The sequence below is a fragment of the Entomomonas asaccharolytica genome, assembly GCF_016653615.1.
Lineage (GTDB): Bacteria > Pseudomonadota > Gammaproteobacteria > Pseudomonadales > Pseudomonadaceae > Entomomonas > Entomomonas asaccharolytica.
The window spans coordinates 2,428,061-2,444,235 of record NZ_CP067393.1; the positions used below are offsets into that span (position 1 = coordinate 2,428,061).

Below are 16,175 nucleotides of genomic sequence, written 5' to 3' on the forward strand. Positions count from 1 at the left end.
TAAACAAATAAAAGGTTATTTTACTCCACCATAGCCATTTGTATAGGTAAATTATCAGACTTACCCACTCGTGTGATGTAAGTGATGGGATTAACAGCTTGATTATTTTTAACTACTTCAAAATGTACATGTGGTCCTGTCGCCCGACCAGAACTACCTAACTTAGCAACTACTTGCCCTACCTGTACCAGATCACCAGCACTTACTAAGTTTTGTTGGTTATGTGCATAAATAGTTTTGTAACCATCTAAGTGGCTGATTTCTACTACATTACCATAGCCTGTTTTAACGCCAGAAAAGGTAACAACACCTGCTGCTACAGACATAATATCAGCACCACGAGGCCCTGAGAAATCTACTCCTTTATGTCCCTTAGAACGCCCTGTAATTGGATCTATTCTTGTACCAAAACGCGAGGTAATATAACCATTTTTAACAGGATAACCTGCAATATAATTTTCTTGTCGAATGCTACGCTTAACAATTAATTGCTCTAATATTTCTAACTGTTTTTCTCTGGTAGTAATTTTATCTGATAATCTATTGAGCTCTTGCATAAAAGTAGGAGGTGTAAACGCTTCCTTACCGTCGCCTACATTTTCTTCAGAACCACCTAAACCGACACTCTCAGAAAAATCAAACTCATTATCAATACCTGCTAATCCTGTTAAGCGCTCACCCATTGCGTCTAAACGAATCAATCGTGCTTGTATATTGGCTAAATAGGCACTGTAAGCATCTAAACGTGCTTGTGCTTTTTGACGTATATTAGCTATCTCTTCCAAGGGCTCTTTCATTACAGTGGCTATTTGCTCATCTGTAATTACATTCGTCTTTATAGCTTGTTTAGTAAACCAATAGCCCAAACTCGCAGAAACAACACACAACACCACTAAACTTAAAATGATGGTAGATAAATCCGTTGCAAAAGTAATGCGACTACGCTGAGCATTTTGTTCAGAAATGAAGATAAGGCGCATACAAACTTCCTTTAATTAAAACTATTCACTTACATAATCCCTGTATTTTGCTAAAATAATTAAGCCATATTAAATACAGAGTTCATATGTCTTTCCGACCGTTATATGCAAAACATTCTAAATCGCTCTTGATAAAAACCTCTTCACTAAAACAACTCGTGAATAGAGCTTCGTACCTTAGCCGCTTACAAGAATGTTTAAATCTGTACTTATCAACTGCTATAAGAGAAAACTGTGCTATTGCTTCCTTCCAAAATGGAATATTAACTATTTTGGTAAATAATGCGCACTGGGCGACTCGCTTACGCTATCAACAAAATAAGTTAAAACAACAGTTACAAAATCACCATGAGTTTAATGGTATTGATAAAGTTACTATAAAAGTTTCCCCCAGACCCTTAAAAGAGCCAGAAGAAGTACATGGTTTAACCATGTCTTCCAAAACAGCAAAAATTATTGCTGAAACAGCTGAAAATATAAACCATCCAGCACTTCGAGAAGCACTGGAACGTTTATCTAAACATACTACATAGACTTTAGTCTAAAGGGGATTTTAACAGATTATGCAGATGTGGCAAGTTGAATATAAGAAATAGGTGCTTTGTCAACGCCTTCAAAGGTCACCATTTCCCATGCATCGGGTTGGCTGATAAGGGTTCTCAGTAATTTATTATTTAAGGCATGGCCTGATTTAAAACCAATAAACTCACCGACTAAACTGTGGCCTAGTAAATACAAGTCACCGATGGAATCAAGGATTTTATGTTTTACAAATTCATCTTCATAACGAAGACCATCTTCATTCATAACGCCCTCATCACCTACAACGATAGCATTTTCTAAACTACCACCTAATGTTAGGTCTTTGGAACGTAAATACTCAATTTCTCTCATAAAGCCAAAGGTTCTAGCACGGCTAACTTCTTTTACAAAGGTTGTACTTGAAAAATCAATAGTGGCTGATTGAGTATGCTTCTTAAAGGCTGGATGATCAAAATCAATTTCAAAACTGACTTTAAAACCATCAAACGGTAAAAAAGTAGCTTTTTTACCATTATCTTCTACAGATACTTCTTTTTTAATACGTATAAATCTTTTTGGCGCGTCTTGTTCTTCTAAACCAGCAGATTGAATTAAAAATACAAACGGACCAGCACTACCATCCATAATAGGTACTTCTGAACAAGAAAGTTCAATACGAGCATTATCAATACCTAAACCTGCCATAGCAGATAATAAATGCTCAACTGTATCAATACGAACCCCATCTTTCATTAATGTAGTAGAAAGTGTTGTTTCACCTACATTTTCAGCCCTAGCTGGAATTTCAACCATAGGGTCTAAGTCAGCTCTACAAAAGACAATACCTGAATCTACAGGGGCTGGCTTTAAGGTAAGGTATACTTTTTTACCTGAATGAAGACCTACACCTGTAGCGCGAATGGTGTTTTTTAATGTGCGTTGTTTAATCATACAATTCTCGTTCCAGCAAAATGCGAATTGCTATCAATAATAGCAGATTGCCCTTTAACTGAACACCCTTCCCACCCTGAAAAACCATTGATAAAATAAAATAGCGTTATAGGTTTTTACCTATAACGCTATTATTACACTGCTTTACTAAATAAATTAGTCAGCTTGATTTCTTAGGAATGCTGGAATATCTAAATAATCTAAATCGTCTTGTGCTTCTAAATTAGTAGCAGCATTGCCATGAGCACCGCGATTACGCATTACCGTTGGACGATCAAAATCACGATAATTAGTTTCTGATAAACTCTCAGAACGCATAGTGGTAGGCTCAACTGCGTTGACAGTAGGAATGGTATTATCAATTACTTTTACAGGTCTACTCATTTCTTGACCTAAACCAGTAACGACAACAGTTACATTCAACTCATCGCCCATGGTTGGATCGATCGCAGAACCAATTTTTACTGTGGCATGATCAGACACTAAGTCTTCAATGATTTCACCGACATCATTGAATTCACCAATCGTCATATCACTCGCCGTAATATTAACTAATACACCACGTGCACCTTGTAGATTAATATCTTCAAGTAAAGGATTACGAATAGCTGCTTCTGCTGCTTCACGGGCACGATTAGGACCACTAGCACTGCCAGCACCCATCATTGCCATACCCATTTCACTCATTACTTCTTTCACGTCAGCAAAATCGATATTGATTAATCCAGGACGTTGCATAATATCTGAGATACCACGTACAGCACCTGTCAACACATCATCCGCCTTAGCAAAAGCAGATAATAAGCTAACGTCTTTACCTAAGATAGTAATTAATTTTTCATTAGGGATAGTGATTAGAGAGTCAACATGTTCTACCAGCGCATCAATTCCCTGATCCGCTACTTTACTACGTTTACGGCCTTCAAAAATAAAAGGACGGGTTACTACAGCAACGGTTAAGATGCCCATTTCTTTGGCTACTTGAGCAATCACAGGCGCTGCACCAGTACCTGTACCACCACCCATACCCGTAGTAATAAACACCATATTAGCGCCTTGTAAGGCTTCGGCAATACGCTCACGGTCTTCTAAAGCAGCTTGTCTACCTACCTCTGGATTAGTGCCTGCACCCAATCCTTTGGTGATATTAGCACCTAATTGAAGAATTGCACCACCAGTGACGCTTTTTAAGGCTTGTGCATCAGTATTCGCACAAACGAATTCAACACCTTCAATATTGCTACGAATCATGTGGTTCACAGCGTTACCACCGCCACCACCGACACCAATTACTTTAATTACTGCATTAAGCTGGGCTTCTACCATCTCAAACATTGCCTCTCTCCTAAACCGAAACAACATGCCTTGTCGTCTATATCTTGTTATTCTAACGTTAGATAGCACGAATATCTAGTGTTCTGTTGTACTATCTTAGTATAAAAATCAAAGTTTTTTCTGATTAATGTTGATAAATTTAATTTCAATCAACAAATCACTACTCTATAAGCCAAAATAATACTAAAAATTACCTTGCACCCATCTCTTTAAACGACCAAACACTGAACCACTTTCTCTATTACCTTTATTATGCTCAACATTACCACTTTCTGCTTGTTGTTGGGCACCATATATCAATAAACCGACTGCTGTGGCATAAATAGGATTATGAATCACACTTTCTAACCCCTTCACATTGTAAGGGATACCTAATCTCACAGGCATATGGAAAATTTCTTCTGCCAGTTCCACAGCCCCTTCCATTTTGGCTGTTCCACCAGTTACCACAATACCAGCAGGAATCATATCTTCATAACCACTACGGCGTAATTCTTTTTGCACGAATTTAAATAATTCTTCATAACGTGGCTCTACCACTTCTGCTAGTGCTTGTCGTGAAAGCTCACGCGGCGGACGCTCGCCAACGCTAGGGACTTTAATCATCTGCCCAGCCCCTGCTAATTTAGCCAGTGCACAAGCATAACGGATCTTAATTTCTTCTGCGTATTGAGTAGGCGTACGTAAAGCCATTGCAATATCATTGGTAATCTGATCGCCTGCTATAGGAATAACCGAGGTATGACGTATTGCACCCTCTGTATAAACGGCAATATCGGAAGTACCTCCACCCACATCAACTAAGCAAACACCTAATTCTTTTTCATCTTCGGTTAACACAGAATAAGAGGAAGCGAGTTGCTCTAAAATGATATCGTCAACTTCTAAACCACAGCGTCTTACACATTTTTCAATATTTTGTGCTGCATTAACCGCACAGGTTACCACATGAACTTTAGCTTCTAAACGAACACCATACATACCTAAGGGTTCACGTACCCCTTCTTGATTATCAATTACATAATCTTGCGGTAAGGTATGTAGCACTCTTTGGTCGGCTGGAATAGCTACTGCTTTCGCTGAATCTAATACACGTTCAATATCCGCTCTAGTAACTTCACCTTCACGAATAGCTACAATACCATCTGAATTTAAACTGCGAATATGATTACCTGCAATCCCCACATAAGCAGAGTATATTTGGCAACCTGCCATTTGCTGAGCTTCATCAATAGCATACTGAATAGATTGAACCGTAGATTCGATATTCACTACCACCCCTTTCTTTAAACCACGAGAGGGATGTGATCCAATACCTACTACTTCTATTTGACCATCAGGCGAAATTTCACCCACTAACGCTACAACTTTAGAGGTACCAATATCTAAGCCAACGATCATTTTGCTACTTTGTTCTTGCGCCATAAGACTCTCTATTCTCCTCTAGGCACTTCACTCAAAATAATGACAAATACTGCCATTTCTCAAATACCTAAACTACTCATTTTGTATTTAATAAATGGCCTATTATGAATAGTTTTTTATTGTCTTGCTACTATCTTAGTTGCATTATTCGTATCAATTTCTTTACTTGGGTCTTTCCATGCTACCGCTAGACCATTACTGTATCGCATATCAACTCTAGCAATATTATCCATTTTAGCTTTTAAATTAATCTCGTAAGCCTTACTAAAACGTTTGATTTTTTCTGCAACATCTCCGCTACCAAGCACTAACTCAAGACCTGTACTAGTTGTTAATGTCCAACTACCACGCTCTGTTAAAGTTAACGAAGTAATACCAAGCTCCATAGGTCTTAATAATTGGCTAATAATTTGGTATTGCTGCATAACTTGGGCATGTGCATAATCTGGCCCTGCTAATAAAGGTAATGATTGATAAACAGCAATATCCTTAACAACAAAAGGCTCACCCACATTATTTAACAAACTATCTTCACCCCAACGAGCAATAGGTTGACGACCATTTAATTCAATTTTTAATTCATTAGGCCAAACGCGTTCTATTTCTACATGAGAAATCCAAGGCGTGTTTTCTAGCTTATTACGCAAACCCTCTAAATCGACATTTAAAAAGCCTGTAGTCACTAATGGTTCTATGCGTCTCTGTAAGTCTTGCTGATCTATATAGCCTAAATCCCCTAAAATACTTACCTTAGAGATAGGTTGATTAACATAAGCCATTACTTTATTAGTAACGTTATAAGTCACAATTGCAAATACAATCGCTACCACTACATAGCCTGCTATTTTTAAATAATCAGCCATTGACTTTAAGGTAGTCATCACACCTTTTTTAGGCATAGGTCGGCTAGCACCACGCTGATTAGCACGTTGCTTCCATGGTGCTATTGGCTCTCCATGTCTTAATCTTACAGTTAACATTTTAACCTCCTTGCTCCAAAGTAGTGGCCAATATAGTTAATACAAGTTGTTGATAATCCATCCCAACTGCTTTTGCTGCCATAGGCACTAAGCTATGATCTGTCATACCAGGGGAAGTGTTAACCTCTAACAAGTAAAAATTACCTTGTTTATCCTGCATTACATCAACACGCCCCCAACCTTCTATACTGATTAACTGACAGGCCTTTAATGTCAGTGCACGTAGTTCTTTTTCCTTAGCTTCATCTAAACCGCAAGGAATTTGGTATATAGTGTCGGTTGCTTTATATTTAGCATCATAATCATAAAAGGTATGCGGGGTTACTAAACGAATAGGTGGCAACACCTGATTATCCACTACTGCGATAGTAAACTCTGCTCCTGTAACCCACTCTTCAACCAGTACTTCAGTGTCATAAGCCAACGCATCTTGCCAAGCAGCGATTAACTCATCAACATTATTAACTTTTGCCATGCCAACACTTGAGCCTTCATGGCTTGGCTTAATAATCATTGGAAAACCTAACGACTGCGCAGCTTGCTGGCAATCATCTGCTGTAGCCAATACAGCATATTTAGGCGTAGGTAAACCAAAACTTGACCAAATTTGTTTAGTTCTCAACTTATCCATTGCCAATGCAGAAGCTAATACACCACTTCCTGTATAGGGAATTTTCAATGTTTCCAATAAGCCTTGAATACAGCCATCTTCACCACCACGACCATGCAATGCAATGAAAACTCTGTCTACTTTGTCCGATAAAAACCTAACTAACCATTCGCCTTTAGTATCAACTGCGAAAGCATCCACACCAGCCTCTAATAAAGCTTGCAATACCATTTTTCCAGAGTTTAAAGAAACCTCTCTTTCAGCACTTTCACCACCAAAAAATACAGCCACTCTGCCAAAGTCATTAGGATTATATTTTTTCATTTTTCTTTTTCCCTTTTTTCAAAGGTTTAACTGGTTTACTAATAAAAGATTTTGCATTCTTCATAATTTGGTTAGCTATACTGCCGATATCCCCTGCCCCTTGGCAAAGTAAGATATCGCCTGGTCTTAAAATCGGCTTAACCACATCTACAATATCAGTATCACGTTCCACATATATTGGATCTAATACACCACGCTGACGAATACTGCCGCATAACTGACGGCTATCTGCACCAGGAATAGGCTCCTCGCCCGCTGGATAAACTTCCATCAGCAACAATAAATTGACCCCAGATAATACTTGTACGAAATCCTCATACAGATCACGGGTACGGGTATAACGATGAGGTTGATAGAGCATCACTAAGCGACGCTCTGGCCACCCATCACGAACTGCTTGAATAACTGCTGCCACTTCTGTGGGATGATGACCATAATCATCCACCACCATCACAGTTCCACCATCTAAAGGTAATTCACCATAAACTTGGAAACGTCTACCCACACCTTCAAACTTGCTAATACCTGCTAAGATAGTTCTATCATTAATACCGTCATCACAGGCAATAGCTAAAGTAGCTAAAGAATTCAATACATTATGCTTACCGGGTAGATTCACCACCGCTTTTAATGGCTCATAGCCTTTTCTTAAAATAGTAAAATAGGTGCGTAATTCTTCTTGATAAACATCTACAGCACGTATATCTGCATCTTCACTAAAACCATAGGTCATAATGGGACGACTGATTTGTGGAATAATCTCACGTACCACTGGATCATCAATACACATTACTGCTAAACCATAGAATGGCAAGTTATGTAAAAAGCTAATAAAGGTTTTCTTTAATTTATTGAAGTCACCATCATAAGTAGCCATATGGTCGGCTTCAATATTAGTCACTACAGCTACCATTGGCTGTAAATGCAAGAAACTAGCATCACTTTCATCCGCTTCTGCAATAAGGTATTGACCGCCACCTAACTTCGCGTTAGTCCCTGCTGCATTTAAACGACCACCAATAACAAAAGTAGGATCTAACTTAGCTGCTGCATATACTGAAGCAATTAAACTGGTTGTAGTTGTTTTACCATGGGTACCTGCCACAGCAATACCGTAGCGATAACGCATTAGCTCGCCTAACATCTCCGCCCGAGGCACAACAGGTATACGTCGCTCCAATGCAGCGGCTACCTCAGGGTTCTCTGTATTAATAGCACTAGAAACCACAAGCACGCTCGCATTGGCTTGGTTTTCAACACAATGACCAATATAAATAGTGGCGCCCATTTTCTTTAAGCGTTCAGTAACAGGCGATGCTTTAATATCAGAGCCTGATATTTTATAGCCAAGATTTAACAAAACCTCAGCAATACCACACATTCCCGAGCCACCTATACCTACAAAATGAATCCAATGGACACGGCGCATACGACGCATACGGCGTGACTCAGGTTGTAAAACTTCATAACGACTTTTAACCATTGGCTACCTCCAAACAGGTATCAACCACGTCGCTAGTAGCTTTAGGTTTCGCTAAGCTTTTGGCGATTTTTCCCATTTCTATCAATTTTTCAGGATTTTTTAATAATGCTTGTAAATGATCAGCCATCACTTGTGGTGTTAATTGGGCTTGTATCAACTTAATTGCCGCCCCTCTACACGCAAGATAATCAGCATTAAAACTCTGATGATCATCAATGGCATGAGGTAAAGGGATCAGTACAGCGGCTGAACCTGTTGCTGCTAACTCACTAACGGTTAAAGCACCTGCCCGACAAACCACTAAATCAGCCCACTGATAGGCTTGTTGCATATCTGTAATAAATGGTTCTACCTTTGCTTGTACTGCCACTTTCTGATAACGCTCTTTAGTTATATCAGCATGTTTTTTACCTGCTTGATGAAATACCTCTGGGCGTATTGACTCATCAAGAAATGCTAACGCATCAGGCAATAATTTATTGAGCGGTTCAGCCCCTAAGCTACCACCTACTACTAACAATCTCACCTTACGACCTACGATTGACTCTTTAACCTGTTCAATAAATAATTCTTTACGTACGGGGTTACCCGTAGTTATTAAATGCTCTTTATTCACAAAAGTATTTGGGAAAGCTTGGCAAATACGAGCCGCCATCTTAGCTAAATAACGATTAGCTGTTCCCACCTTGGCATTTTGCTCATGAATAATTAATGGTATACATGCTAACTTGGCAGCCAGACCACCTGGACCTGTAACAAAACCACCAAAACCTACTACACAGACTGGCTTTATTTCTTTAATTAATTTACGGGCTTGTAATAATGCACCTAACAATAAAAAAGGTGCTTTTATTAATGTCGTAAGACTTTTACCACGTATGCCTGTCACATGAATGTGATGCATTGATAAACCTGCTTTAGCCACTAATTCATTTTCCATGCCTTTAGGTATGCCGAGCCAATGAACGTTATATCCTCTTTCCTGAAACTCTTTAGCACAAGCTAACGCAGGGAATACATGGCCGCCTGTTCCTGCTGCCATAATCAATACATTGTTAGCGACCATGCTTCACCTCCAAAGATTCTTCTGGAAAATCCTTATCAGTAAACACATAAGATAGTTCAGGGTCTGGATAACGTCTTTCCCAATCAATACGTAATAGTATTCCTAAACAAAGACAGCAAATAACCAAAGAACTACCGCCATAGCTTAAAAAGGGCAAAGTCAGACCTTTGGTAGGTAATAGCCCGACATTTACCCCTACATTAATAATAAATTGACCAAGCCATAACATCGCAATGCCATACGCCACATAAGCTGAAAAATATCGTTTTTCATGCTCTGCCCATAGGCCGATAAATAATGCCCTGACACCTACAAATACAAATAATGCCACTGTACATAGCGAGCCTACTAAACCTAGCTCCTCAGCTAACACAGCAAATACAAAGTCAGTATGTGCCTCAGGTAAGTAAAATTGTTTTTGAATACTATTACCAAGCCCTAATCCTAATAAATCACCCCGTCCAAAGGCGATTAATGATTGGCTTAATTGATAGCCAGAACCAAACTGATCAGCAAAGGGGTCAGTAAAGTTCATCAAACGGTGCATCCGATATTCTTGCGTTAAAACCAAAAATACCACCGCCCCAATACTCATTAATACCATCAATAGGAAGCGTCCCATACTAACACCGCCTAAGAACAACATCGCCAGTGCCGCACCCATCATCACCACTGTTGCACCAAAATCAGGCTCTAACAAGAATAGCCACGCCACAGGTAATAACACAACAAAGGGCTTAAAGAAACCTGACCATGTATCTCTAACCTGCTCTTTACGACGAACTAAATAACCTGCTAAATAGATAACAGCAAATAACTTTCCTAATTCAGAGGGTTGAATATTAAATAAACCTACACCAATCCAACGACTTGCACCATTTACATTGCGCCCAATTCCTGGAATTAATACAGCCACTAATAACACCACTGCGACACACAGTAAATGCGCACTGTATTTTTGCCATACTTTAATAGGTACTACTAAAACAGCCGCCGTGGTCATCATACCAATAGCAAGATAAACCAAATGTCTTGTTAAGTTATAAAAGGTGTTACCTGTTTGTACCGATGCTACCTCAGAAGAAGCAGAGGCAATCATCACAGCACCTAGACCTAATAATAATAAGCAACCTGCTAACAGTGGAAAATCAACATCAAAACCGCGTCGGCTATAAACAGGAGAAGGATTTAAACAAACAATAGACTGTTTCATTCACTTAACCTCTTCACAGCTTCTGCAAACAGCAGACCGCGCTCTTCAAAGTTTTTAAACATATCCCAACTAGCACAAGCTGGCGCTAATAATACAGCGTCATTTTTTTTAGCTAAATCAGAGGCTTCTGTCACGGCTTGCTCAATACTATTTACATATATTCTTGGTACAGCAGTATCTAAAATTTCCTCTATTAAAGGCGCGTCCTTACCTAATAAAATGACTGCGCGACAATAGTTTTTAATAGGTTCTTTTAAACTACTAAAGTCAGCGCCCTTGCCATCACCACCTGCCACTAACACGATCTTACCTGAAATATCTCTACCTAAACCATCAATTGCCGCTAAAGCAGCACCCACATTAGTGGCTTTAGAATCGTTGTAGTAAACGACTCCTGCTTTTTCTGCAACCCATTCACAACGGTGAGGTAAGCCTTTAAAGTTTACTAAAGCGTCTATCATCGCTTCAAACGATAAACCTACAGCATGCCCTAATGCTAATGCAGCCATTGCATTAGACCAGTTATGACTGCCTCTAATTTTTAATTTATCTAAAGGTAATAATGGATCATTATTAAAAACAATCCAACCCTCACCCTGTAACGTATCTAATTTAAAACCAGTAAAATCTGAATTAGCTACCTGAGTAGTAAATGTCCAACGTACCCCAGTGTCTGCAGTCCCTTTGGGTGCTGATCGTGGATCATCTAAATTAATTACTACTTGTTTAGCACCTAAAAAGATACGCTGTTTAGCATCACTATAGGCTGCTAAATCAGCATAACGATCCATATGATCTTCACTGACATTCAACAAGGTAGCTACTTCTGCATTTAATTGTTGGCAACTTTCTAATTGAAAACTCGAAAGCTCTAAAACATACAGCTCAATATTATCTGCTAAAAGATTTAATGCAGGTTCGCCCAGATTACCGCCTACAGCTACTTTTCTACCTGCTGCTTTCGACATTTCACCCACTAATGTGGTAACCGTGCTTTTTCCATTAGAACCTGTGATTGCTATAATTGGGGCTTTTGCTAATTGTGAAAATAAATCAATATCACCTGATAGCTTAACACCTCGTTTTGCTGCCTGTTGTAAGGCTGGCGTTTTTAAATCAAGGCCAGGACTCACAAATAATGTTTTAGCTTTACATAGGAAATCTACATTTAACTCGCCACACTGTACTTCAACCTGTGGATAGTCTGTTTTTAAGGTAGCTAATTCTGGTGGATTACTACGGGTATCAGCTACAGCAAAAGATGCCCCTTGACTCGCTAAATAACGAACCAATGACATACCACTTTTGCCGAGGCCAACCACTATATAAAAGTCACTCGTAGTAATCATAAAACTACTCTATTACCTTATCTTCAAGGTAGCTAAACCAATCAATACTAAAATTACTGTAATAATCCAGAACCTCACTATCACCCGTGGTTCTGGCCAACCCTTTAACTCAAAATGATGATGAATAGGTGCCATTCTAAAGACACGCTTGCCTGTTAATTTGAAAGACGCTACTTGAATAATCACTGACAGTGTTTCCATTACAAAAACACCGCCCATAATAAATAATACAATCTCTTGGTGAACAATCACCGCAATAGTACCTAAAGCAGCCCCTAATGCTAACGAGCCCACATCCCCCATAAATACTTGTGCAGGATAAGTGTTAAACCAAAGAAAGCCTAAACCTGCGCCAATTAAAGCGGCACAGAAAATGACTAATTCACCTGAACCATGTACATAAGGTATTAATAAATATTTAGCAAATTGCATATTACCTGACAGGTAACAGAACACACCCAATGCACCACCTACCAATACAGTAGGCATAATAGCTAAACCATCTAAACCATCTGTTAAATTTACCGCGTTACTGGTACCTACGATCACAAAGTAAGCAAATACAATAAAAAATAGTCCTAATGGATAAATACCGTGTTTTAAAAACGGTAAATATAAAGAGGTATCTTGCGAACCTTGATCGGCTGTCATATATAAAAATATACCCACCGCTAGCGCAAACACTGATTGCCAAAAATACTTCCAACGGCTAGGCAACCCTTTGGTGTTTTTCTCTATCACTTTACGATAATCATCTACCCAACCGATAGCGCCAAACATTAAAGTAACAACAATAACCACCCAGACATATTTATTAGCTAAGTTTGCCCACAATAAGGTACTGATAGTTATAGAGCTTAAAATCAACACGCCACCCATTGTAGGTGTTCCTGTTTTAGATAAATGCTCTTTAACACCTTCTTCACGCACCACTTGACCAATTTGTAGATTCTTTAACGTGCGAATCATGCGTGGCCCTAAAAATAATGCTAATAACAACGCTGTTAAAACAGCCATAATGCCGCGAGTAGACTGGTATAAAAATGCCCCAAATCCTGAATGCACATTTTCTTGTAAGAAACTAAATAACCACACTAACATTAATGAATTCCTTCTGCAGAACCACAAAGGCTACCTACCAATGTTTCCATCCCCATACTACGTGATCCTTTAACCAAAATTATATTGTTCACATCATCATGAACATGTAATGCTTTTAACAATTCTTCTTTAGTTTCGTAGTGATGTGCTTTTTCACCAAAGGCTTTAACTGTAAATGCAGTTAATGGCCCTAAGCCATATAAAATATCAATTTTACCTTTAGCATAATCACCGATTTGTTGATGGGTTTGTTCAGCCCATTGTCCTAGCTCCCCCATATCACCTAATACCAGTATTTTTTTGCCCGTAAACTCAGCTAACAAATCAATAGCAGCCTTTACCGAAGCAGGGCTAGCATTGTAACTATCATCAATAACACGTGCGCCACCTAATGATAAGAAAGTGCTAGTGCGCCCTTTTACTGATAACTGAGCATTTAACCCTTCTTTAATAACTTCTAAATCAATCGCTATTGCATAGCAAGCTGCTGCTGCCGCTAATGCATTACTCACATTATGTTGCCCTAATACATTTAATTGAATATCCGTTTCGCCAACAGGGCTATGTAAAGTAAAAGATTGGCAACCATTGGTATTACTATTTAAATCGCTGGCATAGAAATCGGCTTGGTTATTTTGTTTTGCAAAACTAATTACCCTGCGTTGCCCTGCTCGCTTTTGCCAAATAGCAAAAGAAGCATCATCCAAATTAAGAATGGCTGTTCCATTGGCGTCTAGGCCATCAATAATTTCACCTTTAGCTTCAATAATATTCTCTAAGCTACCAAACTTACCTACATGGGCATTACTTGCATTGTTTAATACAGACACATCTGGCTTTACTAAATTAACACTATAGTTAATTTCACCGATTGCTGAAGCGCCCATTTCAATCACAGCAAACTCATGTTCTGCTGTTAACTGTAATAACGTTAAAGGTACCCCTAAATCATTATTTAGATTGCCTTGCGTAGCATGCACAGTTCCCTGTTTACTTAAAATACTGGCAATAAACTCTTTAACAGTTGTTTTACCACTAGAGCCTGTAACACCTATTACTTTTCCTTGAAAAGCTTGTCGATTCAATGCGCCTAATTTACCTAAGGCTTGTCGTGTATTACCAACAACTAACTGTGGAATATCGACACCTTGTACAGGGAACTCAACCATAGCAGCAATAGCACCATTTTCTGCTGCTTTAGCTACATAATCATGGCCATCAAAGTTTTCACCAGAAATGGCAATAAATAACTCGCCTTGTTTGATAGTTCTAGTATCAATGGATACCGCATCAAAACTTACACTATCACAAATCAATGTAACTTCTAATAATGTTGCTAGTTCTGCCAGTGACATTGGTTTAATCATATTATTTACTCTCCCAAGTCTTTAATGCTTGGTTAGCTTGTTCTATATCAGAAAAATGACTACGCACACCTTTTACTTCTTGATAATCTTCATGGCCTTTACCTGCTATTAACACCACATCATCTGAGTTTGCTTGTGTGATGGTTTGTAAAATAGCTTGTTGCCTATCAGCAATAGTCTGTACTAACTGAGGATTATTAAAGCCTTGTAAAACATCATTAATAATCGTAGCGCTCGCTTCCTCACGAGGGTTATCATCTGTTACCACTACGTGATCTGCCAATCTTTCAGCAATAGCGGCCATCAAAGGGCGCTTACCTTTATCTCTACTACCACCGCAGCCAAAAACACACCATAAGTTGCCTTTAACATGAGGTTTTAAGGCTGTTAAGACTTGTTCTAAAGCATCAGGGGTATGTGCATAATCCACAATAACTAAAGGTTTTTCATCACCACCTAAACATTGCATTCTGCCTTCAGGCGCTTTTAATTGGGGTACTACTGTCAACACTTTGGCTAAGTCATAACCCAACCCTAATAAGCTGCCAATCACCGCCAACACGTTACTTAAATTAAACCGTCCAATAAGCTGACTCTGTAATAAACCTGTTCCTTGTGGTGAAACTAGGTTGGCCGTAACACCCTGCTCATTAAACAAAATATTGGTACAGTGCAAATCAGCAGTTGTGTCTTCAATACTATAAGTAAGCAACTGCTTTTGATGGTTTTGGCTTATTAACTGTTTACCATAACTATCATCTTGATTTATCACTCTGGCTTGTAACGTTTCCCAAGCAAAAAGCTTGGCTTTAGTAGCAGCGTAATTTTCTAATGTTTGATGATAATCTAAGTGGTCTCTGGTTAAATTGGTAAACACCGCCACGTTAAAAGGTAATGCAGCCACCCTTCCTTGATCTAAACCATGGGAAGATACTTCTAAAGCAACCGCTTTAGCACCTTCTTGTAATAACTTAGCTAAACTTGCTTGAACACTTATTGCATCTGGTGTTGTTTGTTTACCTTGCTGTAATCTTTGCCAAAATCCTGTACCCAATGTACCTATAATGCCGCAAGGTTCATTTAATAAATCCATTGCTTGTGCAATTAGTTGAGTAACTGTGGTCTTACCATTGGTACCTGTTACCCCTATCAGACGTAATGAGGCTGCTGGTTCAGCATAGAAACGGCCAGCAATATCAGATACATGGGTATCTAATTTTTTTATTGCAATAAACTCAGCGTTAGGGTGCTGATTAACTAAAGAATCTGCTAACTGATAATCTTCAGGATCATATACGATAGTTAATGCACCCTTGTGGAGAGCTTGTTCAATATAGTCTCTACCATCTTGCTGAGTACCCTTGACAGCAAGGAATAAATCACCTTGCTGCACCATTCTGCTATCTAACTTCAGCCCTGTTATTTCAATAGAGCTTTGTACTTGAGGTAATAATTGGCTGAGCAACATC

14 protein-coding genes are annotated in these 16,175 nt (G+C 38.9%); 1 reads left to right on the forward strand and 13 read right to left on the reverse strand.

Annotated features, from left to right (window positions below; genetic code table 11):
* Positions 1-20: 20 nt before the first annotated feature.
* Positions 21-980: a M23 family metallopeptidase gene (locus JHT90_RS15380; protein WP_201090993.1), complete on the reverse strand. Its 960-nt coding sequence runs from the start codon at positions 978-980 to the stop codon at positions 21-23.
* Positions 981-1,138: 158 nt separating this feature from the next.
* Here JHT90_RS15380 and JHT90_RS11265 point away from each other — a divergent pair, with 158 nt between their 5' ends.
* Entirely contained in the window at positions 1,139-1,513 is a 375-nt protein-coding gene (locus JHT90_RS11265) for a DciA family protein (protein ID WP_201090994.1), read from the forward strand.
* A 28-nt stretch (positions 1,514-1,541) separates the two neighbouring features.
* Here JHT90_RS11265 and lpxC read toward each other — a convergent pair whose 3' ends face one another.
* The 12 genes from lpxC to murE form a co-directional block, all read right to left on the reverse strand.
* Positions 1,542-2,453, reverse strand: coding sequence for a UDP-3-O-acyl-N-acetylglucosamine deacetylase (gene lpxC / locus JHT90_RS11270; RefSeq protein WP_201090995.1), 912 nt, complete (start codon positions 2,451-2,453; stop codon positions 1,542-1,544).
* A 156-nt stretch (positions 2,454-2,609) separates the two neighbouring features.
* Positions 2,610-3,788, reverse strand: coding sequence for a cell division protein FtsZ (gene ftsZ / locus JHT90_RS11275; protein ID WP_201090997.1), 1,179 nt, complete (start codon positions 3,786-3,788; stop codon positions 2,610-2,612).
* 183 nt (positions 3,789-3,971) lie between these two features.
* Complete coding sequence (ftsA, locus tag JHT90_RS11280; RefSeq protein WP_201090999.1) at positions 3,972-5,213, reverse strand: cell division protein FtsA; 1,242 nt, start codon at positions 5,211-5,213, stop codon at positions 3,972-3,974.
* Positions 5,214-5,329: 116 nt separating this feature from the next.
* Positions 5,330-6,193 (reverse strand): cell division protein FtsQ/DivIB, encoded by an 864-nt coding sequence (locus tag JHT90_RS11285; protein WP_201091001.1) that lies wholly within the window; start codon positions 6,191-6,193, stop codon positions 5,330-5,332.
* A 1-nt stretch (position 6,194) separates the two neighbouring features.
* The gene (locus JHT90_RS11290) at positions 6,195-7,127 is read right to left on the reverse strand and encodes a D-alanine--D-alanine ligase (protein WP_201091003.1); all 933 of its coding nucleotides are present in this window, start codon (positions 7,125-7,127) and stop codon (positions 6,195-6,197) included.
* Positions 7,114-8,610: a UDP-N-acetylmuramate--L-alanine ligase gene (murC, locus tag JHT90_RS11295; protein WP_201091005.1), complete on the reverse strand. Its 1,497-nt coding sequence runs from the start codon at positions 8,608-8,610 to the stop codon at positions 7,114-7,116. The genes JHT90_RS11290 and murC overlap by 14 nt, the downstream gene beginning before the upstream one ends.
* Positions 8,603-9,676, reverse strand: coding sequence for an undecaprenyldiphospho-muramoylpentapeptide beta-N-acetylglucosaminyltransferase (murG, locus tag JHT90_RS11300; protein ID WP_201091007.1), 1,074 nt, complete (start codon positions 9,674-9,676; stop codon positions 8,603-8,605). The genes murC and murG overlap by 8 nt, the downstream gene beginning before the upstream one ends.
* The gene (gene ftsW / locus JHT90_RS11305; RefSeq protein ID WP_201091008.1) at positions 9,666-10,889 is read right to left on the reverse strand and encodes a putative lipid II flippase FtsW; all 1,224 of its coding nucleotides are present in this window, start codon (positions 10,887-10,889) and stop codon (positions 9,666-9,668) included. The genes murG and ftsW overlap by 11 nt, the downstream gene beginning before the upstream one ends.
* Positions 10,886-12,238, reverse strand: a complete 1,353-nt coding sequence (gene murD / locus JHT90_RS11310) for a UDP-N-acetylmuramoyl-L-alanine--D-glutamate ligase (protein WP_201091009.1) — start codon at positions 12,236-12,238, stop codon at positions 10,886-10,888. The genes ftsW and murD overlap by 4 nt, the downstream gene beginning before the upstream one ends.
* A gap of 12 nt (positions 12,239-12,250) precedes the next feature.
* Positions 12,251-13,339, reverse strand: a complete 1,089-nt coding sequence (mraY, locus tag JHT90_RS11315) for a phospho-N-acetylmuramoyl-pentapeptide-transferase (RefSeq protein WP_201091010.1) — start codon at positions 13,337-13,339, stop codon at positions 12,251-12,253.
* Complete coding sequence (locus tag JHT90_RS11320; RefSeq protein ID WP_201091011.1) at positions 13,339-14,706, reverse strand: UDP-N-acetylmuramoyl-tripeptide--D-alanyl-D-alanine ligase; 1,368 nt, start codon at positions 14,704-14,706, stop codon at positions 13,339-13,341. Before JHT90_RS11320 ends, mraY begins: the two co-directional genes overlap by 1 nt.
* Position 14,707: 1 nt before the next feature.
* A complete protein-coding gene (gene murE, locus JHT90_RS11325; protein ID WP_201095863.1) occupies positions 14,708-16,174 on the reverse strand; it encodes a UDP-N-acetylmuramoyl-L-alanyl-D-glutamate--2,6-diaminopimelate ligase in 1,467 nt (488 codons plus the stop codon).
* Position 16,175 lies beyond the last annotated feature (1 nt).

Bases quoted from the DNA above. Each gene is read 5' to 3' on its own strand.
- lpxC (WP_201090995.1), bottom strand. From the start codon at position 2,453: ATGATTAAACAACGCACATTAAAAAACACCATTCGCGCTACAGGTGTA.
- ftsA (WP_201090999.1), bottom strand. From the start codon at position 5,213: ATGGCGCAAGAACAAAGTAGCAAAATGATCGTTGGCTTAGATATTGGT.
- ftsZ (WP_201090997.1), bottom strand. From the start codon at position 3,788: ATGTTTGAGATGGTAGAAGCCCAGCTTAATGCAGTAATTAAAGTAATT.
- murG (WP_201091007.1), bottom strand. From the start codon at position 9,676: ATGGTCGCTAACAATGTATTGATTATGGCAGCAGGAACAGGCGGCCAT.
- JHT90_RS11320 (WP_201091011.1), bottom strand. From the start codon at position 14,706: ATGATTAAACCAATGTCACTGGCAGAACTAGCAACATTATTAGAAGTT.
- JHT90_RS15380 (WP_201090993.1), bottom strand. From the start codon at position 980: ATGCGCCTTATCTTCATTTCTGAACAAAATGCTCAGCGTAGTCGCATT.
- mraY (WP_201091010.1), bottom strand. From the start codon at position 13,339: ATGTTAGTGTGGTTATTTAGTTTCTTACAAGAAAATGTGCATTCAGGA.
- murE (WP_201095863.1), bottom strand. From the start codon at position 16,174: ATGTTGCTCAGCCAATTATTACCTCAAGTACAAAGCTCTATTGAAATA.
- JHT90_RS11285 (WP_201091001.1), bottom strand. From the start codon at position 6,193: ATGTTAACTGTAAGATTAAGACATGGAGAGCCAATAGCACCATGGAAG.
- murD (WP_201091009.1), bottom strand. From the start codon at position 12,238: ATGATTACTACGAGTGACTTTTATATAGTGGTTGGCCTCGGCAAAAGT.
- JHT90_RS11290 (WP_201091003.1), bottom strand. From the start codon at position 7,127: ATGAAAAAATATAATCCTAATGACTTTGGCAGAGTGGCTGTATTTTTT.
- ftsW (WP_201091008.1), bottom strand. From the start codon at position 10,889: ATGAAACAGTCTATTGTTTGTTTAAATCCTTCTCCTGTTTATAGCCGA.
- murC (WP_201091005.1), bottom strand. From the start codon at position 8,610: ATGGTTAAAAGTCGTTATGAAGTTTTACAACCTGAGTCACGCCGTATG.